We start from the raw sequence: 24,274 nt of genomic DNA, 5'->3' as shown, positions 1-24,274 counted from the left end.
GTCAGGCCTTGCCCTGCTCGGCGCGCCACCGCTCGTACTCGGGCCGGGCCTCGTCCGACAGCGGGTAGTACCGCCGCAGGTCGCCGCCCTCGGACAGCCGGATCCGGGAGAACTCCTCCCACTCCGCGTGTTCCTGGGCGACGGCCACCAGAGCGGGCGCGAGCTTGATCGGCACCACCACCGCCCCGTCGTCGTCGGCGACGACGATGTCGCCCGGCACGACGATCGTGCCACCGCACGCCACCGGCACGTTGACGGCAGCGGGGACGATGTCGGTCTGGGCGTGGAAGTTCGGTGTGGCGCCCCGAATCCACAGCCCGAGCCCGAGCTCCTTGGCCTCGCCGATGTCGCGCAGGCACCCGTCGATCACCACGCCGGCACCGCCGCGACCCTTGAAGTAGGTCAGCATCATCTCGCCGAACACACCGCTGCCCATGTCACCGCGCGCGTCGACGACGATCATGTCGCCGGGCTGGGCGTGGTACATGACGTGCCGGTGCAACTGCTTCTCCGGCTCCTCGTACTCGTCCACGGGGTAGAGATCCTCCCGCTTCGGCAGGAACTGCAGCGTCAGCGCCGGACCGGCCACGCGCACGCCGGGCGTCACCGAAACGGGGCCGCGGATGAACGCGCTGCGGATGCCCATCCGGCTGAGCTCGGCGCTGGCCGTCGCACTGCCGATGGCCGCGAGGGCCGCACTCAACTCGGCAGGCGGGCGAACGATGTCGTGCGTCTCGACCACGTCGGCGACTCCTCGGATCCGCTGGCCGCAACCATCGGAGAGTTCGATGAGATTCCACTCCGGAGCCTAGTCCGGAGAACCCTGTGGTGGTACCAAAGTCGGCTACGCGGTCAGATGTGTTGGCAGGGCTGGCAGAACTGAACGCGGCTGAAGCACACGCGGCGGCGGGGGCGAGTTGCGGACGAGCGTTCGCTGGATCGACTCGCCCGGTGCGGAATGCGAGAGAAAGCGACAAGATGACAAGCGACGGAGAATCGACAGGCGTTGTTGGTCAACAATGGCTTGAAAGCAACTCATGCTTGTACACCCGGAAGTGTCACGTGTCGCGCTGACAAACCGATCTTGATTCCCGCTAACGTCTTGCCTTGCCACCCGATCCGGCCCTGCCGGATCGTGGCCTGCCCGTGAACGTGCTCTCCAACGTATGTCGTTCGGTGTGCCTGAGCAGGTGGAACAGTAATCCTGCTAACACGGAGCAAGTCTTGCGCGATGTCCCTCGGACACTTCATTCTGACCTGCGGGTGATGTGCGAACTCGACGGCCGGGGGGCTTCGACCATGCCGAAGGACGGCGAATTAAGGTCACGATCCGATGTCCGGCTGGACTCATTTCACGATCTTGAGGCGTACCAGCCCGCGCTCGGGAAGCACCTTGAACGGCTGCGGAAAGATTCCGGTTTTGCGCGGGAAGAAGCCGCGAGCATGATCGGCGTCAGCACCGACACGTTGCGTTCGTTCGAGGACGCCACCTGGCGACCATCGATGACACGCGTGGTGCGTCTGGCGAAGCTGTACGGAACGCACCCGCTGGAGATGCTGGCGGACATCACCAAGAGCATTCGGCCGCAGACGCCGAAAGCCGATCAGGTGTTGCACGGGTTGTTGTTCTTCTGCGGCGTGACTCCCGAACAACTGGACAGCGAGAGTCCGGCCTCCGAGGTCGAGCCGCAGCCCGCAGACCAACCTCTCGGTGATGTGCTCCGGCACCTGCGCAGCGACCACCCGCTGAGGCTGCGCGGCGGCATGGCGATTCGCCGCGAGTACGAGACTGGTGCCAGCATTCGCGCGCTCAGCGAGAAGCACGGGCTGGCCTTCGGGACCGTGCGTGCGCTTCTCGTGGAAGCGGGAACCAGGCTGCGGGGTCAGGGCGGAGCCCACGCCGGCGGCCGGTGAGACGCCCGTGCCGGACCGAGGGGAGTTCGTCGAGAACCGCGCAGAGGGAGTCTGCGGCACTGTCGTGCAGGCCGGGACGATCACCGGTGGCCTGCACGTTCATGAGAGCGCTCGCACGCCGACCCCGCGGCAGCTACCCGCCCCGCCCGCGCGGTTCACCGGCCGTGCCGGCGAATTGGCCGAACTGGAGGCCGCGTTGCGGGCGGCCGATGCCATGCGGCCTGCGATCGTGGTGCTGACCGGCCCCGCCGGTGTGGGCAAGACCGCGCTCTCTCTCCAATGGGCGAGTTCGCTGAACGTGCCGGACGGCCAGTTGTTCGTCGACCTCAACGGATTCAGCCTCGACGAACCGACGGATCCCGGCGCCGCGCTGGGTTCGTTCCTGCGCGCGCTGGGCACACCACCGGATCGGGTGCCCGTCCATCTGGCCGAACAGGCGGCGCTGTACCGGTCGCTGACCGCGGACAGGGCCCTGCTGGTCGTCCTGGACAACGCCTTCTCCGCCGCGCAGGCGAGAGTGCTGTTCCCGGCGTCGGCGGCGAGTGTCGTGGTCGTCAGCAGCCGGAGCAGGCTGACCGGACTCGTCAGCGACGGCGCGCACCTCGTCGAGGTGGGACCGCTCTCCCAGTCGGCCGCCGTGTCGATGCTGACGGCGACGGTCGGCGAGAGCCGGGTGGCGAAGGAGAGGAAGCGGTCCGAGGACCTGGTGGCGTTGTGCGGCGGGCTGCCCATCGCCATCCGGGTCGCCGCCGCGCGACTGCTGGTCCGGTCGCGGTGGTCGGTGCGCAGGATCTACGACGAACTCGCGGCCGAGCAGTCGAGGCTGGCGAGGTTGTCCTCGGCTGGGGAGTTGTCGGTGCAGGCCTGTTTCGATCTTTCGTACAAGATGCTCGCGCCCGCCGCGGCGACGTTGTACCGCAGGCTGAGCCTGCACCCCGACGGGGAGTTCGGCGGCGAGGTCGCGTCCGCGGCGGTGGCCGGTGACGCGGGAGAGCTCCTGGAGTCGTTGCTGGAGGCGAGTTTGATCGAAGAACCCGCCGAGGAGAGGTACAGGTTCCACAACCTCCTGCGGTTGCACGCCCAGCAGCGGCTGAGGCTCGACGAGCCCCCGGCGGAGGTGTCGGCGACACTGCGCCGCATCGGCGAGTGGTATCTCGCGACGGCCCGGAAGGCGGACGAGGTACTCACCCCGTATCGGAGACGTCTTCCCTACGTGCACTCGGTTCCGCCGCTGGAGGTGCGCCTGTTCGACGAACGCGACGAGGCCCTCGCCTGGCTCGAACTGGAGCGGCCGAACCTCATCGCCATGAGCAAGGCGTTGCTGCACCACGGTTTCGCTGAGCTGGCCTGGAACCTGGCGGACGTGCTCTGGCCGCTCTTCCTGCTGCGCAAGCACTATCGTGATCGACTGGCCGTGGACGAGCTCGGCGTCGAAGCGGCCCGGCGGTGGGGCGAGAGGTTCGCCGAGGCGGACATGCGCAAGCGGCTCGGCCGGGCGTACACGATCGCGGGGAGGTACGAGGAGGCCGAACGCGAGTACGCCGCGTCGATGCGGTTGTGGGCCGCGCTCGGCGACCAACGCGCGCTGTGCGACACCGGCAGGAGCTTCGCGCGCCTGTACTGGGACACCGGGAGGCTGGAGGACGCCCGTGCGCAGTACGAACGAGTGGCCGCGGCGGCCGGGGAACTCGGCGCACCGCGGCTCGTCGGGCTGACGTTGATCAACCTCGGACTGATCCTGCTCGACCTGGACAGGCCGCGAGAGGCCGTGCCCCGTCTCGACCGAGCCCGCCGGATCCTCGGAGAGGCGGCGGAATCCGACCCGTACAACGCCGCGCGGGCGCTGGTCGCGTCGGCGGTGGCGCTGTGCCGCACCAGCTCCCTCGCCGCCGCGGAGGAGGCGGCGGCGGCGGGGCTGCGGGCGATGACCTCGCTCGGCTCCGTCAACGGCCAGGCCGAAGCTCATCTGGCCCTGGGAGAGATCGCGGGTGCGGCAGGAGAGACAGAGCGCGCACGTGCTCAGTTCCAGTCGGCCGAAGACGCGTTCCGCTCGCTGGGCTCGTCCAAGGCCGGCATCGCACGGCAACGGCTGAGCGCGCTGGACTGACCGGCGCCGACCCACCAGCGGTAGACGTCCTTCACCAACCCTGCCCGCGTGCGACCGGTGCAGACCCTGCCTCGTCGCCCCACGAACACGGAGTCGCCGGTCGGCAGCTCCACGACGACCAGCGTGAGACCGGGCAGTTGGGCGAACACCCCGAGCGCCCAACCGAGGTTCACGCCAGGCGAGGAAGTGCGGATGACGTCCGCGAGTGCGCAGGCGCGTGGCATGAGGCCATCGGCCGCGTCCACCACCACGGGGTCCGGCGTCACGGTCGGCGCCAGTCGTGCGGAACGGGCACCGGCGCCAGGGCGCGGTGCGATCCCGGCTGGGACAGTCCCAGCAGCCGGTAGAAGGACCGCCGCAGGTTGCCCGCGGCGCGAGCGGGTCGTGCGGACACGGCCTCCGCGACGGACGCCGCGGCTCTGGCGCCGTCCCGCAGCTGCCCCAGGAGCGGCTGGTCGAGCTGGAGCCGTGGCGCGAGCCCCGCCAGCCTGGACTGGGGCGCGATGTCGGCCACCGCGAGCTGAGGCGGCGAGTCGACGAGCAGCACGGCCTTGCCGATCGCCGCCGCATAGGTCGCCGTGGAGCCGTGGTCTCCCAGCACGTAGTCGGCGGCCACGAGCACCGCCCGCCAGTCGAGTTCCGGTGGGAACAACAGCAGTCCGGCGTCGACGCAGTCGGACAGCCAGGCCCGCACCTGCCGCGGACCGTGCCCGAACCACACAGCCGGATGAACGAGCACGGCGACGCGGAAGCGATCGGAGGGCAGTTCGCTCAGCAGCCGCGGCAGCAGGTCGAGGTGCATGCCGAACAACGAGCTCGCGCCCCAGGTGGACGCCACGACGACGAGTTCCTGCTCTGGCGTGACGCCCAGCGCCTCCCGATAGGCGTCGCGGGACGGAACGCTGGCGACGAGCCGGTCGTAGCAGAGGTCCCCGATCACCTCCGCCACGTCGGCGGCCTCCGGGCACTGCTCCTTCAGCACGTCGAGCTGCTGGTCGTGCGACAACACGACCAGTTGCGCCACGGGCTTCCCGTTGTGCAGCAGGCGTTGGCCGTCCAGGCCGTAGGGGCGCATCGTCCCGGAGACCGTCCGCCCCTTCGCGTAGCCCGCTCCGTGCGGCATCACCACGACCGGCGCGTGCACCTGATGCAGTGAGCCGTACGCGCAGGCCAGGGCGAGGTCGAAGCCATGCCGCCTGGCCTGCTCCCACGGCAGCACGACCCCGCCGGTCGCCCGGAGGAAGTCGGCCACGCCGTTGCCGAACGCGTCGGGCGCCTGCGTCCACACCACCTGCACGCGCCAGTCGGACTCCAGCAGTTCCACCGCTTCGAGCAACCGCTCGCAGCTGGTGACCGTGTGCCCGACGGCGAGCACCGTCCGGCAGTTGCGCCGCGTCACCCACCGGTCGGCGTTGATTCCCACTGGAACGTCCAGCCACTCCGTTGCGCCCATGCCTGACCTGCTTTCCATATCGAAGAGAAATTCAGGAGTCGATGGAGAGCATCCGGGTGACATTTGCCAGTGAACTTGCAGTTCGGTTGCAGAAAGGTTCCTGGTCGCTGGCGGTCGCCGTTAGGATTTGTTGCCCGAGGGGGGAGGTGTCTTTGTGTTGTTCACGATCCTGGGGCCCACCACCCTGCGAGTGGGTACGCGGTCCGCAGACCTCGGCGCGTTGAAACAGCGAGCGCTGCTGACCGTGCTCCTGCTCAACGTTGCCCGTCCCGTGTCGGTGGAGACCCTGGTCAAGGTCCTCTGGCCGGACCGTGAGCGGGTCAGCGCGCGCAAGAATCTGCAGGTGCAGATCTGCAGAATGCGAAAGGCGCTTGTCAATTCCGGCGTCCAGTTTCGAGTTCGTCGAGAGGGTGACGCATATCGTCTGGACCTCGATTCCGATCTTGTCGACTATCACCGGTTCAGCCGTCTGACCGCCGCCGGGCGGGCCGCGAACTCGGCTGGTGATCATTTGCGGGCGAAGCGGCTTCTTTCCGAGGCGATCGGCCTGTGGGGTGGAATTCCGCTCGCGGACGTGCGTGGTGAATGGGGCACGGAAAAACGTTCGGTCATGGTGGCCAACGACCTGTTGCGGGCCTACTACGCGTTGTTCGAGGCTCAGCTCAGGCTGTCCGAGCACGTCGAGGTGCTGCAGCAACTGGTGCCGCTGATCGAGCAGCACCCACTGGACGAGACGCTGGCCCGGTTCCGGATGCTGGCGATGGAGGGCGTGGGCGACCGCAATGGCGCGACCGCGTACTACATGCGGTTCCGGCGGCTGCTGCACAACGAGTACGGCAGCCCGCCGGCGCTGGAACTGGAACGCCTCTACAGCCGGATGCTCGAAGCGCCGCACGCCGGCGTGCGGGACGACGCGCCGAAACCGCCGGAGCCGCCGGGGTACGACTTCCCGAGCCTGCGAGGGCCGTTCAAAGGGAGGGTGGCCCTGCTCGACCGGCTGGACGCGTTCCTCGACGCGCGGACGTACCCGCACCCGCCTGCCGTCGTGCTGCACGGCATGCCCGCCGTTGGTAAGACCAGGTTGGCGGTGCACTGGGCGAACCTGCACCGCGAGCACTTCGCGGGCGGCAGGGTACTGCTGGACATGAGGGGGTATGGACCTGACGAACCGCTCACCGCAGACAACGCGCTGGCGTTGCTCCTCGAGCGGCTCGGGGTGCCCGCGGACCAGATCCCGATCGCCGCCGAGCACAGGTCGCGGGCGTTGCGCAGGGCCCTGGCCGGAGGCGGGGTGCTGCTGGTGCTGGACAACGTGCGCGACGCCGCGCAGGTGCGGTCACTGGTGGACGCGGCGGGGGAGGCCTTCATCCTGCTGACGAGCAGGGACCGGCTGCCCGAACTCGTGATCAACGAGGGGGCGTACGCCCTGGTCGTGCCGGAGCTGGCGCACGCCGAGTGCGTCGACCTCCTTCAGAGCATGATCGGCCAGGACCGCGCGGCCCAGGACCCGTGGGGACTGGACGAGCTCACGACGTTGTCTGGAGGTCTGCCGCTCGCGCTGAAGATCATCGGACAGCACGTCGCGGACCGGCCGCGGGAGACGCTCGCGGACCTCGCGGGGCAGTTCCGGGCACACCGCGTGCTCATCTCGGGTGACGAGGAGACGTACAGCCTGGACGCGGTCTTCTCCTGGTCGTACCAGGCACTCGCACCGGACACCGCGCGGGTGTTCCGCGCCGTCGGACTGCATCCGGGACCACGCCTGCACGGGGACAGCGCCGCCGCCCTCGCCGGAATCACCTCCTCGCGGGCGAACCGGTGCCTGAAGCGTCTGGCCAGAGCGCACCTGCTGGACCACGACGTCGCCGGCGGGTTCAGGTTCCACGATCTGCTTCACCAGTACGCGGCCGACCGCGCCCGTGAGATCGACGCGCCGGGGGAACGGCGCCAGGCGGTCGAACGGCTGCTGACCTGGTACGTGGAGACGGCCATCGACGTGTTCACCCTGCTTTCTCCGCAGAGCCGTCCCGTGCCGCCGCTTCCCGTCTCATGCGTCGTGGTGGACCGCGTGATCTTCTCTGCGGACCAGGAGGCGCTGGACTGGTGTGCGCTCGAGCGGGAGAACATCGTCGCCGTCACGAAACTCGCTGCGGACAAAGGGTTCCACGAGCACGCGTGGCGCCTGCCCGCGGCGTTGCACGAGGTGTCCGAGAGATCGGGAAACCACGACGACATGCTCGCGTGCCACGAGATCGCGCTGGAGTCCGCGAAGGCCACCGGCGATGGCGAGGCCGAGATGGGTACGCGGAACAACTTGGGGTTGCTGTATCTGAACGTGCACCGTCTGGACGACGCCTACCGGCAGTTCACGATGAATCTCGCGATGGCGAGGCGAGCCTGCTTCGAGTTGTGCGAGGCCGTGAGCCTCAACAACATCGGCATCGTCCACTTCGAACACGGCGACGACCGCACGGCACTGCGGTACTACCAAGAGTCGCTGCCGATCCACCGCCGGCTCGGGTTGCGCGAAGGCGAGGGCTACCAGTTTCACCGCATGGGCATGGCCCTGCACCGGCTGGGGCAGTTCGACGAGGCGCGAGCGTCCTATTTGGAGGGATTGAGGATCCGGCTGGAGATCGGGCACGTGCGTGGCCAGGGCGCGACCCTCACGGCGCTCGCCGCGCTGCATCAGGAGCTGGGCGAGCCGGAGATCGGGCTCGAGTACTGCCTTCAGGGCCTTCGGGCGCACCGCACGACCGGTGACCGCGTGGAGGCCTGCCGAGCGCAGTGCACCCTCGCGGCCATCGAGTACGACCTCGGGGAACTCGACCTGGCGCGCGAGCACGCCGGCCAGGCGATCGCTCTGGCCGAGGAGCTGCACGAGCTCTACGCGGCCACGAAGTCGCTTCACCTGATCGGGCACGTGCTCACCGCTCTGGGCGATGAGGAGGCGGCTGTCGTCGCATGGATGAGAGCGCTGGACCTTTGCCCGTCCTCTGATGAGCTCCTGCGCGACTCACTCCGCGAGCACCTCGGCCTGAAGATCGACTGAACGGCGGCGTCGCTCAGGTCCGCACGGCGGAATCTCCAGGTTGCACTCATGATCGCGTGGGCCCCCGGATGGAGAGGTTTCAAGGCGCGGGCCTAAGGTCATCGCTGTGCAGACGAACCTCAAAGCGACCATGAGCGCCCAGGACGAGTGCTTCATCTGGCCGTGGTGGATCAAGTGCGGTTACTCTAAGTGACTTTGGTGCCCTGTCGGCTGAACCGACAGGGCCCGTTACTTCACTGTGGACGGTTGGTCAGGACACTGCGACCCAGGTATGGCCAGCAGGCCATTGGCCGGTCGTCCCTGCTTCGCCCCAGTGTCGATGGTCGTGGGAATGCCGCTGTGCCCGAGGCGTGCTGGCGTCCGACCTGTTCCACGTCGATTGCGCCGCGACCTCGCCGTGGGTGATCTCTGGCGGCTTCGTCACTCCTGGGAGGTGGCGCTTTCGCCGTCCAGCACCGCAAATGCGTTGCGGATGCCCTGGTCCAGGAGCTCGTCGGCGAGCCGCCGGTCGGTCAGAGCACGGGACAGTTGCAACGTGCCGACCATGAGGGCGTAGACGCTGAGAACCGTGGTGCGAGCCGACTGCGGGTCGTGTGGTGCGAGGCGGGCGGCGAAGTCGTCCATGATCGCCAGCACGCTGTCGGTGTAGGCCTGCTTCGTCGGGTCTCCGCAGCGGCCGATCTCGTCGAGCAGGGCCGCGGACGGGCAGCCCTCCTCCGGGTTGTCGCGGTGCTCGGGGGAGAGGTACGCGCGGACGATCTGCTCCACGCCGGCGCGGCCGGGTGCGACGGCCGCGAGTTGCTCGCGCTGGTCGCGCAGCTGGTCGGTGACGGCGGTGGCGACCAGGTCCTCTTTGGACTCGAAGTGCGCGTAGAAGGCGCCGTTGGTCAGTCCCGCGTCCGCCATGAGCGTGGCGACGCCGGAGCCGTCGATGCCGCTGCGCTTGAACCGGCGGCCCGCCGTCTCGATGATCCGCTGTCTCGTCGCCAGCTTGTGCTCTTTGCCGTACCTCGCCATGTGCTCCTCCGGCCTCGATGTTAGTACGATCATAATCTAAATCTGCCGGAACTCTTGCCCCGGGGTCCGTCCCGTCTTATGGTCGTACGATCATAATCCAATGGGTTGGAGCTCGTGATGACAGCAACACCGCAGGTCGCGCTTGTGACCGGTGCGTCCTCAGGCATCGGCAAGGCGGCCACGGTCGCCCTGGCGAAGGCGGGTTTCCGGGTGGTCGGCACGAGTCGTGACTCCTCGAGGATCACTCCTGCCGACGGCGTGACGTTCCTGGACCTCGACGTCACCGGCGACGAGTCGGTCGTCGCCGTCGTCGGGCAGGTGCTCGACCGGTTCGGGCGGCTCGACGTCCTGGTGAACAACGCCGGTGTCGGTGCCAACGGCGCCGCGGAGGAGATCTCCGTGGCTCAGGCGCAGACGGTCTTCGACGTCAACGTCTTCGGCCTGATGCGCATGACGAAGGCCGTCCTGCCGCACATGCGCGCCCGTGGCAGCGGCCGCATCATCAACGTCTCGTCCGTGGCCGGGTTCGTCCCCAACCCGTTCATGGCCGTCTACGTCGCGACCAAGCACGCGGTCGAGGGGTACTCCGAGTCGCTCGATCACGAGGTTCGCGAACAGGGCATTCAGGTCGTGCGCGTCCAGCCCGGTCCCACCAACAGCCCGTTCGACGCGAACATGGTGCAGGCCGACAGCCCGCTGCCGGTCTACGCGCGCCAGCGACGCGCCTACGACGACGTGATGGCGGAGTCGATGAGGGGTGGCGACGATCCCGCGCTCGTCGCCGGGGTGATCGCCACGGCGGCCACCGAGCCGAAACCGAAGCGGCGCTACACCGCGGGCTCGACCGCCGCGCGTGTCAGTGCGCTTCGCCGTGTCGCCCCCGCGTGGGCGTTCGACAGGAGCGTCCGCAAGCTGAACCGGATGGTGGGCTGACGTGCGGGCGTTCATCGTCGATCGCTACGGCAAGAGCGACAACGTCCTTCGGGCCGGCGACGTGCCGGAGCCGGAGGTGGGTGAGCACGACGTGCTGGTCCAGATCCACGCCGCGGGCGTCAACGCCCTGGACGTCAAGATCAGGGACGGGGAGTTCAAGCTCGTCCTGCCCTACCGCCCGCCGTTCGTCCTGGGCAACGACGTCGCCGGCGTCGTGATCGGTGTCGGTGCCGGGGTGCGGAGGTTCCAGCCCGGCGACGAGGTCTACGCGCGACCGGACAAGGATCGGATCGGCACCTTCGCGGAACTCATCTCCATCAAGGAAAGCGACCTGGCGCTGAAGCCGGAGCGGCTCACGATGGAGGAGGCGGCCGCGATCCCGCTGGTAGGCCTGACCGCCTGGCAGGCACTGGTCGAGATCGCCGGCGTGCGCAAGGGGCAGAAGGTCTTCATCCAGGCCGGTGCCGGCGGTGTCGGGACGTTCGCGATCCAGCTGGCGAAACACCTGGGCGCCACCGTGGCCACGACGACCAGCGCGGCCAACGCCGACCTGGTCGAGCGGCTCGGCGCCGATGTCGTCATCGACTACCGCGAGGACGACTTCGAAACCGTCCTGCGCGACTACGACGTGGTGCTGAACAGCCAGGACGACGAGACGCTCAGGAAGTCGCTGCGCGTGCTGAAGCCCGGCGGGAAACTCGTCTCGATCTCCGGCCCACCGGACCCCGCCTTCGCCAGGGAGCTCGGCAAGCCGTGGTTCCTGCGGCCGGTGATGCGCATTTTGAGCCACAGCGTCAGGAAGGCCGCCCGGCGCCGCCAGGTCAGTTACTCGTTCCTCTTCATGCGGGCGAACGGGAAGCAGCTGGGCGAGATCACCTCGCTCATCGACGCCGGCGTCATCACACCGGTCGTGGACCGGATCTTCCCCTTCGAGGCGACCAACGACGCCATGGCGTACGTCCAAACAGGACGCGCCAAGGGCAAGGTCGTCGTGAAGGTCAGGTAGTTCGTCCGAGGAGGAGTCATGACCGTGATCACCGCTTACAAGGACACGCCGACCAGGACCGCCGACATCGGTGGCACAACGCTCGCCTACCGGGAACTCGGCCAGGACACCGGCACGCCGGTGATCTTCCTGAACCACCTGGCCGCGGTGCTGGACAACTGGGATCCCCGTGTCGTGGACGGCGTCGCCGCCCGGCACCGGGTGATCACCTTCGACAACAGGGGAGTCGGTGCCTCGCAGGGCAGGACACCGCGCTCGGTGGACGAGATGGCACGGGACGCCGTCGCCTTCGTCCGGGCGCTGGGCCACGACCAGGTCGATCTCCTCGGCTTCTCGCTGGGCGGCTTCGTCGCCCAGGTGATCGCCGAGCGGGAACCGCGACTCGTGCGCAGGATGATCCTCGCGGGCACCGGTCCGGCCGGTGGCGAGGGCATCGACAGGGTCACCGCCGTCACCGTGCTCGACACCCTGAAAGCCCTACTCACCTTCAAGGATCCCAAGGAATACCTCTTCTTCACCCGGACGGCCAACGGCAAGGCGACGGCGCGGCAGTTCGTGAACCGGCTGAAGGAACGCGCGGACGACCGGGACAAGCCGATCTCCGTGACGGCGTTCCGCAACCAGCTCAAAGCGATCCACGCGTGGGGCGTTCAGCGGCCTGCCGACCTGACGGTGATCCGGCAGCCGGTCCTCGTCGCGAACGGTGACCACGACAGGATGGTTCCGAGCAGCAACTCCGCCGATCTCGCCCGGCGCCTGCCCGACGCCCGGCTCACGCTGTACCCGGATGCGGGGCACGGCGGCATCTTCCAGTACCACGACGAGTTCGTCGCCGAGGCTCTCAGGTTTCTCGAGGCGTGACCGCGATCGGTGTCAGTCCGCGGCCGAGAAGGTGACGTCGACGGTGTCGTCGGACTGCGAGAGCGCGTCCCCGAGCCGGTCGATCCTGCCGATCATGACGATGCCGGGACCGGGGATGGACTCGCCATCCCGGTAGTAGACGGCGATCTCGGTTCCCGGTGACCAGAAGCCGAAATCTCCCACCGCGTGAGTGCTCTGTCCGGTGCCGGCCGCGAGCGGTCTCTGCAGCGGGCCGTACTTCTCCTCACCGTGCAGGTCCTTCATGTGGATCGTCAGCGGGAGCAGAGAGGCGAAGTCACGGGCGGTGGCGTTGTCGAGCAGCCTGGCGTCCAGGGGCGTCTGGCCGATCGTGACACGAATCCTCATGGCGGACGCTTCCGGTGGGTTCTGGGTGTTCGCCGAGCTCGGTTGGTCGACGCTGCCGCACGCGGTCAGGAGCGTGAGGATCATGGCGAAAGCCGAGATCTTGGCTGTGTTCATCGGAGTCCTTCGCTGATCCCGGTGTGAACGGCGGCGCGGGTGCTGATCTCGCCCGCCTGGGCGTCGCTGGTGCGGTTGCGGATGGTGGCCAGGTAGCCGAGGGCGGCGAGCAGGGTGGCGGCGACGGTGACGAGCCCGAGGGGGAGGGCGTCGTGGCTGCCTCCGAGGCCGACGAGCGGTGCGGCGAGGGCGCCGAGGCCGAAGCGGGCCAGTCCGAGCAACGAGGAGGCGGTACCGGCGAGCTCGGGGTAGTTCGCCAGGGCGAGGGACGTCGTCGGCGGGGTGGTCGTGGCGACACCGGCGACCATGGTGAACAGGGAGAGGATCACGGCCATCACTGGCAGGTGGAGAACGGCGGTGACCAGCAGTCCTCCCGCGCCGGCCAGGCACATCGCCAGTCCCGCGACCAGGGTGCCCTGTTCGGACCAGCGTTCGCAGAGGCGTGCCGCCGTGAAGCCGAACAGCATGAACCCGAGCGAGTTCAGGCCGAACGCGAACGAGTAGCCCTGAGGGGAGAGTCCGTAGATGTCCTGCAGGACGAACGTGGCGCCACTGAGGTAGGCGAACAGCGCGGCGTTGACCAGGCCGGTGACCAGCACCGCGCCCAGCAGGACCCGGTCGGAGAGCAGGCGGCGGAAGTCGCGGCAGGTCTGGCCGAGGCCGCCGGTGGTGCGCTGCGGTCCGGGCAGCGTCTCGCGGAAGATGATCAGGCAGGCGAGCAGGATCAGCACACCGACCGCGGCGAGGAAGACGAACAGGCCGCGCCAGTCGGTGAGGGCGGCGAGCTGTCCGCCCAGGACCGGGCCGATGATCGCGGCGAGTCCGGCGATCACCGTCAGGCGACCGTAGTACCGCACGAGTTCGCTGCCGCGGTAGAGGTCACGGCCTGCGGCCTGGGCGATGACGATGCCCACCGCGCCTGCCAGTCCCTGCACGAAACGCGCGGCGACGAGCGCGGGGATGGTGGGGCTGAAAGCGCACAGGGCCGAGGTGACGATGTAGGCGAGGACGCCCGCCAGCAGGGGCGAGCGGCGTCCGAAGCGGTCGGAGATCGGCCCCGCGACGACCTGACCGAGCGCCAGGCCCAGCAGGCAGGCGGTGATGGTCAGCTGCGCGGCCGACGTCGTGGCGTTCAGCTCCGTGGTGAGCGCGGGCAGCACGGGCAGGTAGAGGTCCATGGAGATCGGGCCGAAGACCGTCAGCAGGCAGAGCACGACCGCCAGGGAGCGGCTCACGGCGGGACTGTGAGCGTGGCTCACGCGGCATCCTTTCGGTTGAGGAAGGGTGTTCGGTCAGACGCGCAGCAGGGCTTTGACGGCACGGCGCTCGTCCATGGCCCGGTACGCCTCGGCGGCCTGGTCGAGCGGAAGGTCGAGGTCGAAGACCTTGCCGGGGTCGATCCGGCGGTTCCAGACCAGCTCGATCAGCCGGGGCAGGTACTGGCGGACCGGGGCGGGGCCGCCGTGCAGGTGGACGTGGGAGAAGAACAGCTCCTGGCCGTCCAACGCGACGTCGTGGGCGACTCCGACGTGGCCGACGTGCCCGCCGGGCCGCGTGGAGCGGATGGCCTGCAGCATCGACTCCTGGGTGCCGACCGCCTCGATCACGCTGTGCGCGCCGAGCCCGCCGGTCAGCTCCTTGATCCTGGCCACGCCGTCGTCGCCGCGTTCGATGACGACGTCGGTCGCCCCGTACTCCAGCGCGAGCCGTTGCCGCGACTCGTGGCGGCTCATCGCGATGATCCGCTCGGCGCCGAGTTGCCTGGCCGCCAGCACCGCGAGAAGGCCGACGGCGCCGTCGCCGACGACCGCGACCGTCCTGCCGGGACCGGCCTGCGCGGCGACGGCGCCGAACCAGCCGGTGCCCAGCACGTCGGAGGCGGCCAGCAGGCCGGGGATCAGGTCGTCGTCCGGGATGCCCGGAGTGGCGACGAGCGTGCCGTCCGCGAGAGGCACGCGCAGCAGCTCGGCCTGCGCGCCGAGTGCGCCCATCGGTTCGCGGCGAACGCACGAGGACTGGTAGCCGGCCCGGCAGATCTCACAGGTGTTGTCGGAGGCGAAGAACGAGCCGACCACGAACTGGCCGGGCTTGACCGTCGTGACGTCATCGCCGACGGCCTCGACGATGCCGGCGTACTCGTGGCCCATCGGGGTCGGGCCGTCGACGGGTTCGATCCCGCGATAGGGCCACAGGTCCGACCCGCAGACACAGGTCGCGGACAGGCGGATGACGGCGTCGGTCGAGACGATGATCCTGGGGTCGTCGCGTTCCTCGATCCGGACGTCGCCGGGGGCGTGCAGCACAGCGCCGCGCATGGTGGTCCTCTCTCCTGGGGTGTTTCCATGACACCGCTGAAGTCGTGGACCAGGGAGTTTCTCCCGAAAGGTGTACCGACAGGACACCCCTCGCGACGGCCGCCCGGCCTACCGTGAGGGCGTGGACAATCGCAAGGAGGTCCGCGAGTTCCTCATCTCGCGGCGAGCCAAGATCTCCCCGAAGCAGGCCGGACTGCCCGCGGGGAGCAACCGCCGGGTACCGGGACTGCGCCGCAGCGAGGTCGCCGCGCTGGCCGACGTGAGCATCGAGTACTACTCGAAACTGGAGCGCGGCGCGCTCGCCGGGGTCTCGGCCGGAGTGCTGGACGCGGTGGCGCGTGCGCTGCGGCTCGACGAGGCGGAACGCGCGCATCTGTTCGACCTGGCGCGGGCGGCGGACGGCACGAGCGCGATAGTGCGGCCCCGGCGCCGGGCGAAGAGCAGGCAGTGGACCCCGCACCGGAGCCTGCAGTGGGCTCTGGACGCGGTCACCGAAGGGCCCGCGTTCGTCCGCAACGGCAGGATGGACCTGCTCGCCGCGAATCGACTCGCACAAGCCTTCTACGCACCGGTCTACGCGAGCCCGCAGCAACCCCCGAACATCGCGCGCTTCCAGTTCCTCGACCCGGCCTCGCACGAGTTCTACCCGGACTGGGACATGTTCGCCGACGTCTGCGTGGCGATCCTGCGCACGGAAGCGGGCCGCAACCCGTACGACAAGGAACTCCACGACCTGATCGGGGAGCTGTCCACGCGCAGCGACGAGTTCCGCACGCGGTGGGGCGCCCACGACGTCCGCCACCACGGCACCGGCTCGAAGACCTTCCACCACCCCGTCGTCGGGGACGTCACGCTGTCCTACGAGGGGTTGGAGATGGCCGCGGAACCGGGGCTGACCCTCACCATCTACGCCGCCGAGCCCGGCTCACCCTCCGAGGAGGCCTTGCGGCTGCTCTCCTCCTGGGCGGCCTCGCAGGAACCGGGCACACGGCAGCTGTCCGGCTGACCAGGCTCAGAGCAGCGCGTCGGCGGTGATGGGGAAGTCGCGGACGCGGCGTCCGGTGGCGTGGAAGACCGCGTTGGCGATGGCGGACGCGACTCCGACCAGCACGATCTCGCCCAGGCCCTTGACCCCGATGGGGTTGGCCTCGGGATCGTTGCCGTTGAGGTAGATGGCGCGCACGTCGGGGATGTCGGCGTTGACCGGCACGAGGTAGCCGGCCAGATCGGCGTTGACGATGCGGCCGTCGCGCGGGTCGGTGACGGTGTGCTCCAGCAAGGCGGCTCCGATGCCGCCGACCATGCCCCCTATCGCCTGGCTGTCGGCGAGCTTCGGGCTGATGATGCGGCCCGCGTCGTACACGCCGAGCATCCGCCGCACGCGGACCATGCCCAGCCTGGCATCGACGGCCACCTCGGCGAACACCGCGCCGTAGGCGGACATCGAGAACCGGTCGTGCGCCGACCCGGTGTAGGTCCCGATCGCTTCGAGGTGCGGACGGCGGTTGCGGCTCAGCAGTTGCTGATAGGTCTCACCCCTGGTGGGGTCGTTCTTCACGTGCATCCGTCCTTTGCGGACGATGACCTCGTTGAGGTCGATGCCGTGCAAGGGGGAGCGCGGGTCGTTCACCGCCATGGTGATGGCCTGCCGGCGCACGGTGTCGCAGCCGGTCTGGGTCGCGGTGCCGACGCTGGCCATGGTCGTCGAGCCGCCGTGTGGCCCGGTCGGCGGCATGTTCGAGTCACCGAGCCGGAACTGGACCGTCTGCATCGTCAGGCCGAGGGCGTCGGCGGCGACCTGGGTCATCGAGGTGTAGGTGCCGGGGCCCATGTCGCTGGTCGCCGACTGGACCAGTGCGGTCCCGTCGGCGTGCAGCCGGACGTGGGCCTGGGCCGGAAACCCGCTGGTGTGGTAGACGGCGGACGCCATGCCGGTGCCGACGAGCCAGTCACCGTCCTTTGTGGAACGTGGCTTGGGATTGCGGTGCTGCCAGCCGAACTCGCGGGCACCCGTGGCGTAGCACTCGCGCAGCCGGCGGGTGGAGAACGGCAGCCCGGTGGACTCGTCGGCGGCGGGTTCGTTGCGCAGGCGCAGTTCGATCGGGTCGACGCCGAGTTCGGCGGCGAGTTCGTCCAGCGCGGACTCGATGACGAACGACGCGGTGGTGAAACCGGGGCCGCGCATCCAGATCGGGGTGTTCACGTCCAGCGGCACCGTCGAGTAGGCCTGCCGGACGTGGGGCGTGCTGTAGAGCATCTGCCCCGGAGCCAGCACCGCCTCGGTGAACTTCTCGTAGCTCGACGTCTCCGCCCGGATGTCGTGGATCATCGCGGTCAGCCGGCCGCTCCGGTCGCTGCCCAGCCGCACCCGGTAGTCGTAGGCGGGCCGGAAACCGGTCCCGAAGTACTGCTGCCGGCGGGACAGGACGAGCTTGACCGGCCGCCCGGTCTCGCGGGCCGCCAGCGCCGCGATGGTGGTGTGCGGCCAGGCCCGCAGCCCGCTGCCGAACCCGCCGCCGACGAACGGCGAGATCACGCGCACCGACTGCTGGGGGATGCCGAACACGGCGGCGAGTTCCTGTTGTGTGCCGCCCACGACCCATTGGGTCTTGTCCCACACCGTGAGGCGGTCGCCGTCCCATCGGGCGATGGTGGCGTGCGGCTCCATCGGGTTGTGGTGATTGCGGGCGAGCCGGTAGGTCAGGTCCAGCCGGACGGCCGCGGCACCCAGCGCGGTGTCGGCGTCGCCGCGTGCGTAGGTCTCGGGCTGGTCGGCCGGGGCTGAGGTCAGGTCGGTGGTGGGCTGCTCGGCGGCGTAGGAGACCTCGACCAGGCGTGCGCCGTGCTGGGCGGCCTCGAGGGTGGTGGCGACCACGACCGCGACCGGCTGACCGAAGAACCGGACGCGGTCGTCCTGGAAGACCCGCAACCGGGTGTTCGGCCCGGGGTTGTTCGATCCCGGGTTGTCCACATAGGGCAGTCGCGGCGCGTTGAGGTGGCTGATCACTCGCAGCACACCGGACTGCGCGGTCGCGGCGCGGGTGTCGACGCCGGTGATGCGCCCGCGGCCGACACGGCTGTCCACCACGGCGGCGAACACGACGCCCTCGGTGGCGTGATCGGCGGCGTACATCGCGTGGCCGGTCACCTTCAGGCGTCCGTCCACTCGGGACTGAGGAGTGCCGACGGCGTTCTGCGGTTGCGATGTCACTGGGCGCCTCCGACGATGCGCAGCTGGCGTTCCACCGTGCGCTTGAGCAACTCGACCTTGAAACCGTTGTGTTCCAACGGGCGCGCGTCCTCTGCCGCCCGTTGCGCCGCCTCGGCCCACAGCGCCGGCGAAGGCCGCTTGCCCTGCAGATGCCGCTCGACAGCGGGCAGCTTCCACGGAACGGTGCCCACGCCTCCGGCGGCGACCTTCGCCGTGCGGATCACACCGCCCTGGACGTGCAGTGCGACCGCCGCGGAGGTCAGGGCGAACTCGTAGCTCTGCCGATCACGCACCTTGAGATATCCGGACCGCAGCGGGCGCGGATGAGCGGGGATCTCCACGGCGGTGATCAACTCACCTCGTCGCAGGGCCTGTTCCCGGTCCGGACTGGCACCCGGCCGCAGGAGGAAGTCGGCGAAGGGGACGCGGCGCTCGCCGTCCGGACCCAGCAGGTGCACGGTCGCTTCCAGCGCGGCGAACGCCACGGCGACGTCCGAGGGATGCGTCGCGACGCACTGGTCCGAGCCGCCGAGGATGGCGTGACCGCGGTTGAACCCCCGCAGGGCGGCGCAGCCCGAGCCGGGTGCGCGTTTGTTGCAGTTCGCGGTCACGTCGCGGAAGTACGTGCAGCGCGTGCGTTGCATGATGTTGCCGCCGATGGTGGCCATGTTCCGCAGCTGCGCGGACGCACTCAGTTCCAGGGCCTCGGAGATGACCGGGTAGGTACCGCGGACGCCGCGATCGGTTGCGGCATCGGCCATCCGCACCAGCGCACCGATCCGCAGGCCGCCGTTCGCGGTGCCGGTGATGTCCCGCAGCGGGAGGGTGCCGATGTCGACCAGTGCGCCGGGGCGTTCGACGGTCTCGCGCATCAGATCGACCAGAGTGGTGCCCCCTGCGACGAACCGCCCGCCTCGCTGCCCGGCCACGACGGCTTCTCCGGTGGTGGAGACTTTGGTGTAGGAGAAGGGATGCACGACCTCACCTCCCCTTCGCGGCCTGCTGGACCGCCCGGACGATCTTGACGTAACAGCCGCAGCGGCAGATGTTGCCGCTCATCCACTCCCGGATCTCCGCCGCCGACCCGGTGTGTCCCTCTCGGGCGCAGGCGATGCCGGACATGATCTGTCCCGGCGTGCAGTAACCGCACTGGAACGCGTCCTGGTCGATGAACGCCTGCTGCAACGGATGCAACCGGCCGTCCTCACCGGGGCTCAGACCCTCGATCGTGGTGACCTCCGCGCCGTCCAGTCGCACCGCCAGCGTCAGGCACCCGTTGACCCGGCGACCATCGACCAGAACCGTGCAGGCACCACACGCGCCGGCGTCGCACCCCTTCTTCGTCCCGGTCAGCCCGAAGTGCTCGCGCAGCAGGTCCAGCAACGAGGTGCGGTTGTCGATCGTGATGGTGCGCCGATTCCCGTTGACGGTCAGCGACACCTGGCTGCTGTGCCCGCCGGCGGCAGACGCCGCCGGGGCGCCCAGAAGCGCCGGCCCCGCGACGACAGCGGCACCCGTGGCGGCCGAGGCGGCGATGAACGTGCGCCGGGGCAGTGCGGACGTGGACGCCGACTCGGACTCCGCGGCGGGGGAGCGAGGCGGATCAGGAAGCTCGGGCGACATGCGACCGACCAGATCACGCACCGGCGTCCCCTGGGGACTCCCTGTCAGAACATGTACCGGCAGAGACTCCCGGCGTCGGCTCGCGCGCCGTAATGTCGCACGGTTGCGGTCAGGAGGAATCGCCTCGGACCGCGGGCAGGCCGGCAGCGGTGGCCGCGATGAAGCGTTGCAGCGTTGGCCGGAAAGGCGGGAACACAGCCGCGATTCCGGGTTCGCGGGCGTAGAGCTCGGCCAGCGTCGGCGGGGGCTGGGACAGGGGATACAACCTGCCGACGAACGCTCCCGCGGCGAAGACCACGGAGGAGCCGTCCCTGCCGGTCAGTTCCGGGCACGCGGCCATGATCTGCTCGCCGGCCCGTGCGTACATGTCGATCGCCCACAGCTTGTAGGTGTGCAGCACCTCGAGCGAGACGTTGTGCTCCAGCATGGTCTCGGCGTGGCCGATGAGGTCGCAGTACAGGGGCCGTTCGGCGAAGGAGTCCGCCAGCGCGGAGGCCATCTGGTCGATGCCGGAGGCGTTCTTGAGCCGGTCTCGCACGGCGTCGGCCCAGTCCGTGCCGTCGCGCATGGTGATCTGCAGGTAGATCTCTTCGCGGGTGCCGAAGTAGCGCAGGACGTTGGACTTCACCAAGCCGACCGCGGCCGCGATGTCGCCCAGGCTGACCTGGGCCACGCCCTTGTCCGCGGCGAGGTCGCGGGCGGCCGCGAGGATCGTCTCCCGCCGCTGCTCCTTCTGGTCCGGGCGCCGTGCCCGCCGGAACGACGCTTCCATGTTGAAAGGCACTCTACCAGGACGTTTTGTTAAAAGTACGGTGTTCCTTTATCGTCTGGCTGGTCAGCACCCCCTGCGCGGCCGGAGGCCACGACTCATGACCCAGCAGCAGCGCTCCCTGTCCGCGACGGTCGACGAGTTCGTCGACGCCTTCAACGTCAACGACCTCGACCGCGTCATGGCCTTCTTCGCCGACGACGCCGAGTACGAGCCGGGAGACGGCGCGAAGCACCAGGGCAAGGCAGCCATCCGCGCGGAGTTCGCACCCCAGTTCGCCGGCAGGTACGGCGCGATGCGTTTCGACGTGCACGACAAGCTCGTCGACGAGCCCGGGCGGCGCGCGGCGATCCGCTGGGCGTGCCGGATCGACGTCTCCGGGCCACGCGGCCGCGGCGTCTTCCCGCTGCTGCGGTTGCTCGGGTTGCTGCGGTACGGCCCGCGCATGGTCTGGCAGGGAATGGACGTCTTCCACTTCGACGCCGACGGCTCGATCACCGGCAAGTACTCCTACGCGAACTTCAAGATCCCGCCGATGAAGCGCGACCGGGGAGTGCCGTGGAGCGTCCCCGTGCCCACTGCGTAACCCGAAAACCGTGTAGGCGTTGATCCTTTCCTGACGGAGCCGTTCGTCGCGCGCGACGCGGCACGGCTCTGGGCCGAACCGGGATCAGGCGGTCTGGCCCACGACGACCTTCACCGTGGAGTACTTGCGCCGGAGGTCCTTGAGCGGCTGGTACTCCGGCGAGTCCCAGAACGCCTGAGCCGCGGCCCTGTCGGCGAACTCGTGGATCACGAGCGTCGGCGGGGTCCAGTCGCCTTCGAGCACCAGCGCGTCGGCGTCGGTGAGCACGTTGCGGCCGCCGGCCTTCTCGAGCAACGGCATCACCTCGTCGACGTACTGCTGGAAGCCGGCCGGGTCCGCGACGTTCAGATCGATCACGACATATGCGGTCATGTCCGCGTCTCCTCAAGATGCGATGTGGTGGACGCCATCGACACTAAGCGCTCGGGATGGTCCTTCCAATGCTTGTTTCGGCCGCATACATACGCGATACGACCGTGCGGAGCGCTGTAACCTGATGTCATGGACGTCTTCAGCGACGTGATCTCCACGGTTCGGGCTGGCCGGGCGAAGTTCACCCGTTCCCGTCTGAGCGGCCGGTGGGGGTACGCGTTCGGCCCGTATCCCGGAGCCGGCTTCCACGTCGTCCTCGAGGGCAACTGCTGGCTGATTCCGCCGTCCGGCCCTCCGGTCGCCCTCGGCGCGGGCGACGTGGTGTTCCTGCCGCACGGCGCGGTGCACGGCATCAGCGACAGTCCGGACAGGACCATCGCCGAGCTGCCCTTGGCGCCGGAATCAGGCCCGCCGGACCACGAGCCCGCGCCCGGCCAGGCGCAGTTGCTGTGCGGGGCCTACCGGCTGGATCGCGGACAGGCCCACCCGTTCCTGCGGACCCTGCCCGAGGTCGTCCACCTCCCCGCCCGGCTGGGTGACCACTCCGCCCTGCGCAGTGCGGTGGACCTGCTCGGCGCGGACCTCATCGAGGCTCGTCCCGGTGCCGCGGCGGCCGTTCCCGCCCTGATGGACCTGCTGCTGGTCTATCTGCTGCGCGCCTGGCTCGACGAGGAGGCCGCACGCCACGGCCCGCGCGGAGGCTGGTGTCTCGCGCTGACGGATCCGGTCGTCGCCACGGCGCTGCAGCACATCCACCGCGCGCCCGCCCACCCGTGGACGGTCCAGGAACTGGGCGCCGAGGTCGGACTGTCCAAGACCGCCTTCGCCCGCAGGTTCACGTCCCTGGTCGGGCAGTCCCCGATGGCCTACCTGACGTGGTGGCGGCTGAGCACCGCCGCACAGATGCTGCGGGACGGCCAAGCGCCGCTCGCCGCGATCGCCCGCAACGTCGGCTACACCTCGGAGTTCGCCTTCTCCACCGCGTTCAAACGGGAGTTCGGCGCGGCGCCGGGCAAGTTCCGCCGGCAGCAGCGCGACGTCGACGACGTGGTCGCCTCGAACCGGTGAAAGTGCTGTCGCGCAACGTGTTGAGATCTTGTGGTGCGTCCACAGAGGACTTCCATTCGCGGTCCCGACACGCGCTGTTGCGGCGTACGAGGCACATGCCGGCGGATGAGGTGTAGTATTGCCGTCTATCGGGGCCTGACTTCGTCAAATCTTCCCGAACCCCCTAGCGCCGTGCGGCTGCTTCGGCTCCAGTACCACTCGCTGAGAGCACGCACAGGATGCAAAGAAAGTCGGAAACCCATGCAATCCCAGTACTTTTCGCGTAACGACGTGCCCGACCACAGCGCAGACGGCGCAGGTGCCGGGACGCGTCCAGCGGCCGCGTTCTCGGGCGACGGGCTCTTCAGCCATCCGGACACGGATCACCTCGATCCGAGGTCCGACTCGTCGCCCGACGGGGACCAGCGGTCCTACACCGGTCTCTTCCGCGAACCTGCTGACGAGTCGCAGCACTCCAGCGAGACGGCCTGACCCCGCAGCTCTGTTCGCCGGCGGGTTCTCACGGATCCGTGACGAGCTCGAACTCGGTGTCCAGCAGCCGCCGGGCGTCGAGATCGCCCCAGGAGGCGGCCCGTTCGAGCACGTTGGCGGCCTCGTCCTCATCGCCGTGCTCGAGCAGGAACGCGCCGAGGTGGTAGCCGGCCGCGGGCTCGCCGAGATCGTCGGCTGTCCGGTACTCGCGTTCGGCGGCCGCGAGATCGTCGCGGCGGCGGTGCAGGAACTTGGCGTAGTCGATGTGCGCCTGCTGGGCGTCCAGGTCGATGGCCGCGCGCAGCAGGCGCTCGGCTTCGTCCAGGCGTCCGAGCTCGGCGTAGACCTCGGCCAGCGCGCAGTAGGTCGTCGGTCTGGCCGCGTCGAGGTGCTGCTCGGCGACGGCAAGCGCGGTGTCGACGTCGTGCCGGTCGTGCAGGTGGAGGCGGGCCAGGTTCGCGGGCGCCAGTGTGTCGCCCAGGGCGACGGCGCGCTCGAACATGCCCACGGCCTCGTCGAATCGTCCCAGCTCGGCCAGGAACAGGGCGAAGTTGTTCATCGCCTTGCTGTGGCCAGAGGCGACCGCCAGCAGGTAGGCGTTCTCGGCGTCGTCGGTCAGGTCGAGGTCGGCCAGCACGTCGGCCAGGACGTCGGCGAGATCGTCACGTCCTGCCGCGACCAGGGGACCGAGCAACTCGTGCGCCTCGATCAGCCGGCCCTGCTCGAGATACCCGAGGGCCAGCAGCCGTGCGGCCGCGGGTTCTCCCGCGGCGACTGCCTGTTCGAGCACTTCGATCGCCTGCTCGTGCGGCGCCTGTTCGGTGGTGCTGTCGAGCATCTCGGAGCCATGACGGCTCAACGGGCCTAAGTCAGGCTCACTCATTTGGTCACCCACAATCTGTGCGAAGGCTAGCCCATTCGCGGTGGGCGGGTGACCATGCCGTGCCAGAGCCTGGTCAACATGGGCTCCGGCGTGACCGAACAGACACGAACCCGAACAGCCTCCGCTCCGAACCAAAGAGGAGAACGGAGGTCT

Annotated in this window: 24 protein-coding genes; 10 read left to right on the top strand and 14 right to left on the bottom strand. The window is 69.2% G+C overall.

Going from position 1 to position 24,274, the window contains the following annotated elements:
- Position 1 precedes the first annotated feature (1 nt).
- Entirely contained in the window at positions 2-742 is a 741-nt protein-coding gene (locus tag OG205_RS12170) for a ribonuclease activity regulator RraA (protein ID WP_330276321.1), read from the bottom strand.
- A gap of 365 nt (positions 743-1,107) precedes the next feature.
- Here OG205_RS12170 and OG205_RS12165 point away from each other — a divergent pair, with 365 nt between their 5' ends.
- Positions 1,108-1,914, top strand: coding sequence for a helix-turn-helix domain-containing protein (locus tag OG205_RS12165; protein ID WP_330276320.1), 807 nt, complete (start codon positions 1,108-1,110; stop codon positions 1,912-1,914).
- Complete coding sequence (locus tag OG205_RS12160; RefSeq protein WP_330276319.1) at positions 1,847-4,021, top strand: tetratricopeptide repeat protein; 2,175 nt, start codon at positions 1,847-1,849, stop codon at positions 4,019-4,021. The genes OG205_RS12165 and OG205_RS12160 overlap by 68 nt, the downstream gene beginning before the upstream one ends.
- Here the strand turns inward: OG205_RS12160 and OG205_RS12155 are convergent.
- From OG205_RS12155 to OG205_RS12145, 3 genes are read right to left on the bottom strand one after another with little or no spacing between them, the layout of a single operon-like run.
- Positions 3,934-4,287: a hypothetical protein gene (locus tag OG205_RS12155; RefSeq protein WP_330276318.1), complete on the bottom strand. Its 354-nt coding sequence runs from the start codon at positions 4,285-4,287 to the stop codon at positions 3,934-3,936. The two genes, OG205_RS12160 and OG205_RS12155, sit on opposite strands and share 88 nt — an antisense overlap.
- A complete protein-coding gene (locus tag OG205_RS12150) occupies positions 4,284-5,474 on the bottom strand; it encodes a hypothetical protein (protein WP_330276317.1) in 1,191 nt (396 codons plus the stop codon). Before OG205_RS12150 ends, OG205_RS12155 begins: the two co-directional genes overlap by 4 nt.
- A 31-nt stretch (positions 5,475-5,505) precedes the next feature.
- Positions 5,506-5,985 (bottom strand): hypothetical protein, encoded by a 480-nt coding sequence (locus OG205_RS12145; RefSeq protein ID WP_330278389.1) that lies wholly within the window; start codon positions 5,983-5,985, stop codon positions 5,506-5,508.
- Between OG205_RS12145 and OG205_RS12140 the strand changes: the two genes are divergently transcribed.
- Entirely contained in the window at positions 5,899-8,526 is a 2,628-nt protein-coding gene (locus OG205_RS12140) for an ATP-binding protein (RefSeq protein WP_330278150.1), read from the top strand. The genes OG205_RS12145 and OG205_RS12140 overlap by 87 nt on opposite strands.
- Before the next feature lie 420 nt (positions 8,527-8,946).
- On the opposite strand, the gene OG205_RS12135 is transcribed toward OG205_RS12140, so the two are convergent.
- Positions 8,947-9,543, bottom strand: coding sequence for a TetR/AcrR family transcriptional regulator (locus tag OG205_RS12135; RefSeq protein WP_330276316.1), 597 nt, complete (start codon positions 9,541-9,543; stop codon positions 8,947-8,949).
- 117 nt (positions 9,544-9,660) lie between these two features.
- Between OG205_RS12135 and OG205_RS12130 the strand changes: the two genes are divergently transcribed.
- Genes OG205_RS12130 through OG205_RS12120 form a run of 3 tightly spaced genes read left to right on the top strand, consistent with a single transcriptional unit; the run spans position 9,661 to position 12,343 of the window.
- On the top strand, positions 9,661-10,476 hold the full coding sequence (locus OG205_RS12130) for an oxidoreductase (RefSeq protein ID WP_330276315.1): 816 nt from the start codon (positions 9,661-9,663) through the stop codon (positions 10,474-10,476).
- A 1-nt stretch (position 10,477) separates the two neighbouring features.
- Complete coding sequence (locus OG205_RS12125) at positions 10,478-11,482, top strand: NADP-dependent oxidoreductase (RefSeq protein ID WP_330276314.1); 1,005 nt, start codon at positions 10,478-10,480, stop codon at positions 11,480-11,482.
- A gap of 18 nt (positions 11,483-11,500) precedes the next feature.
- On the top strand, positions 11,501-12,343 hold the full coding sequence (locus OG205_RS12120) for an alpha/beta fold hydrolase (protein ID WP_330276313.1): 843 nt from the start codon (positions 11,501-11,503) through the stop codon (positions 12,341-12,343).
- A 12-nt stretch (positions 12,344-12,355) separates the two neighbouring features.
- Here OG205_RS12120 and OG205_RS12115 read toward each other — a convergent pair whose 3' ends face one another.
- From OG205_RS12115 to OG205_RS12105, 3 genes are read right to left on the bottom strand one after another with little or no spacing between them, the layout of a single operon-like run.
- Complete coding sequence (locus tag OG205_RS12115; protein WP_330276312.1) at positions 12,356-12,823, bottom strand: cyclophilin-like fold protein; 468 nt, start codon at positions 12,821-12,823, stop codon at positions 12,356-12,358.
- Positions 12,820-14,058, bottom strand: a complete 1,239-nt coding sequence (locus tag OG205_RS12110; protein WP_330276311.1) for a multidrug effflux MFS transporter — start codon at positions 14,056-14,058, stop codon at positions 12,820-12,822. The genes OG205_RS12115 and OG205_RS12110 overlap by 4 nt, the downstream gene beginning before the upstream one ends.
- Positions 14,059-14,115: 57 nt before the next feature.
- Positions 14,116-15,138, bottom strand: coding sequence for a zinc-dependent alcohol dehydrogenase family protein (locus OG205_RS12105; RefSeq protein ID WP_330276310.1), 1,023 nt, complete (start codon positions 15,136-15,138; stop codon positions 14,116-14,118).
- Positions 15,139-15,259: 121 nt separating this feature from the next.
- On the opposite strand from OG205_RS12105, the gene OG205_RS12100 reads away from it, so the two are divergent.
- Positions 15,260-16,144: a helix-turn-helix transcriptional regulator gene (locus tag OG205_RS12100; protein WP_330276309.1), complete on the top strand. Its 885-nt coding sequence runs from the start codon at positions 15,260-15,262 to the stop codon at positions 16,142-16,144.
- Positions 16,145-16,150: 6 nt separating this feature from the next.
- Here OG205_RS12100 and OG205_RS12095 read toward each other — a convergent pair whose 3' ends face one another.
- The 4 genes from OG205_RS12095 to OG205_RS12080 form a co-directional block, all read right to left on the bottom strand.
- Complete coding sequence (locus tag OG205_RS12095; RefSeq protein ID WP_330276308.1) at positions 16,151-18,349, bottom strand: xanthine dehydrogenase family protein molybdopterin-binding subunit; 2,199 nt, start codon at positions 18,347-18,349, stop codon at positions 16,151-16,153.
- On the bottom strand, positions 18,346-19,326 hold the full coding sequence (locus OG205_RS12090) for an FAD binding domain-containing protein (protein ID WP_330276307.1): 981 nt from the start codon (positions 19,324-19,326) through the stop codon (positions 18,346-18,348). The genes OG205_RS12095 and OG205_RS12090 overlap by 4 nt, the downstream gene beginning before the upstream one ends.
- A 4-nt stretch (positions 19,327-19,330) precedes the next feature.
- Positions 19,331-19,972, bottom strand: a complete 642-nt coding sequence (locus tag OG205_RS12085) for a (2Fe-2S)-binding protein (protein ID WP_442916818.1) — start codon at positions 19,970-19,972, stop codon at positions 19,331-19,333.
- A 109-nt stretch (positions 19,973-20,081) separates the two neighbouring features.
- The gene (locus OG205_RS12080) at positions 20,082-20,744 is read right to left on the bottom strand and encodes a TetR/AcrR family transcriptional regulator (RefSeq protein ID WP_330276305.1); all 663 of its coding nucleotides are present in this window, start codon (positions 20,742-20,744) and stop codon (positions 20,082-20,084) included.
- A 97-nt stretch (positions 20,745-20,841) separates the two neighbouring features.
- Between OG205_RS12080 and OG205_RS12075 the strand changes: the two genes are divergently transcribed.
- Positions 20,842-21,327, top strand: coding sequence for a YybH family protein (locus OG205_RS12075; protein WP_330276304.1), 486 nt, complete (start codon positions 20,842-20,844; stop codon positions 21,325-21,327).
- 84 nt (positions 21,328-21,411) lie between these two features.
- On the opposite strand, the gene OG205_RS12070 is transcribed toward OG205_RS12075, so the two are convergent.
- Complete coding sequence (locus OG205_RS12070; RefSeq protein ID WP_330276303.1) at positions 21,412-21,699, bottom strand: DUF1330 domain-containing protein; 288 nt, start codon at positions 21,697-21,699, stop codon at positions 21,412-21,414.
- Between the two features lie 129 nt (positions 21,700-21,828).
- Here OG205_RS12070 and OG205_RS12065 point away from each other — a divergent pair, with 129 nt between their 5' ends.
- Both OG205_RS12065 and OG205_RS12060 read left to right on the top strand, forming a co-directional pair.
- Entirely contained in the window at positions 21,829-22,767 is a 939-nt protein-coding gene (locus OG205_RS12065) for an AraC family transcriptional regulator (protein WP_330276302.1), read from the top strand.
- 270 nt (positions 22,768-23,037) lie between these two features.
- Positions 23,038-23,238, top strand: a complete 201-nt coding sequence (locus tag OG205_RS12060) for a hypothetical protein (protein WP_330276301.1) — start codon at positions 23,038-23,040, stop codon at positions 23,236-23,238.
- Between the two features lie 28 nt (positions 23,239-23,266).
- Here the strand turns inward: OG205_RS12060 and OG205_RS12055 are convergent, their stop codons facing one another.
- Positions 23,267-24,121 (bottom strand): tetratricopeptide repeat protein, encoded by an 855-nt coding sequence (locus OG205_RS12055; protein WP_330276300.1) that lies wholly within the window; start codon positions 24,119-24,121, stop codon positions 23,267-23,269.
- Positions 24,122-24,274 lie beyond the last annotated feature (153 nt).

The organism is Lentzea sp. NBC_00516 (genome assembly GCF_036346835.1).
Lineage (GTDB): Bacteria > Actinomycetota > Actinomycetes > Mycobacteriales > Pseudonocardiaceae > Lentzea > Lentzea sokolovensis.
This window is presented reverse-complemented; position numbering and strand designations above follow the sequence as displayed.

Excerpts from the sequence above, each read along its gene's own strand:
- OG205_RS12150 (WP_330276317.1), bottom strand. The coding sequence starts at position 5,474 with ATGGGCGCAACGGAGTGGCTGGACGTTCCAGTGGGAATCAACGCCGAC.
- OG205_RS12145 (WP_330278389.1), bottom strand. The coding sequence starts at position 5,985 with ATGATCACCAGCCGAGTTCGCGGCCCGCCCGGCGGCGGTCAGACGGCT.
- OG205_RS12135 (WP_330276316.1), bottom strand. The coding sequence starts at position 9,543 with ATGGCGAGGTACGGCAAAGAGCACAAGCTGGCGACGAGACAGCGGATC.
- OG205_RS12130 (WP_330276315.1), top strand. The coding sequence starts at position 9,661 with ATGACAGCAACACCGCAGGTCGCGCTTGTGACCGGTGCGTCCTCAGGC.
- OG205_RS12120 (WP_330276313.1), top strand. The coding sequence starts at position 11,501 with ATGACCGTGATCACCGCTTACAAGGACACGCCGACCAGGACCGCCGAC.
- OG205_RS12115 (WP_330276312.1), bottom strand. The coding sequence starts at position 12,823 with ATGAACACAGCCAAGATCTCGGCTTTCGCCATGATCCTCACGCTCCTG.
- OG205_RS12105 (WP_330276310.1), bottom strand. The coding sequence starts at position 15,138 with ATGCGCGGCGCTGTGCTGCACGCCCCCGGCGACGTCCGGATCGAGGAA.
- OG205_RS12085 (WP_442916818.1), bottom strand. The coding sequence starts at position 19,972 with ATGTCGCCCGAGCTTCCTGATCCGCCTCGCTCCCCCGCCGCGGAGTCC.
- OG205_RS12080 (WP_330276305.1), bottom strand. The coding sequence starts at position 20,744 with ATGGAAGCGTCGTTCCGGCGGGCACGGCGCCCGGACCAGAAGGAGCAG.
- OG205_RS12075 (WP_330276304.1), top strand. The coding sequence starts at position 20,842 with ATGACCCAGCAGCAGCGCTCCCTGTCCGCGACGGTCGACGAGTTCGTC.
- OG205_RS12070 (WP_330276303.1), bottom strand. The coding sequence starts at position 21,699 with ATGACCGCATATGTCGTGATCGATCTGAACGTCGCGGACCCGGCCGGC.
- OG205_RS12065 (WP_330276302.1), top strand. The coding sequence starts at position 21,829 with ATGGACGTCTTCAGCGACGTGATCTCCACGGTTCGGGCTGGCCGGGCG.
- OG205_RS12055 (WP_330276300.1), bottom strand. The coding sequence starts at position 24,121 with ATGAGTGAGCCTGACTTAGGCCCGTTGAGCCGTCATGGCTCCGAGATG.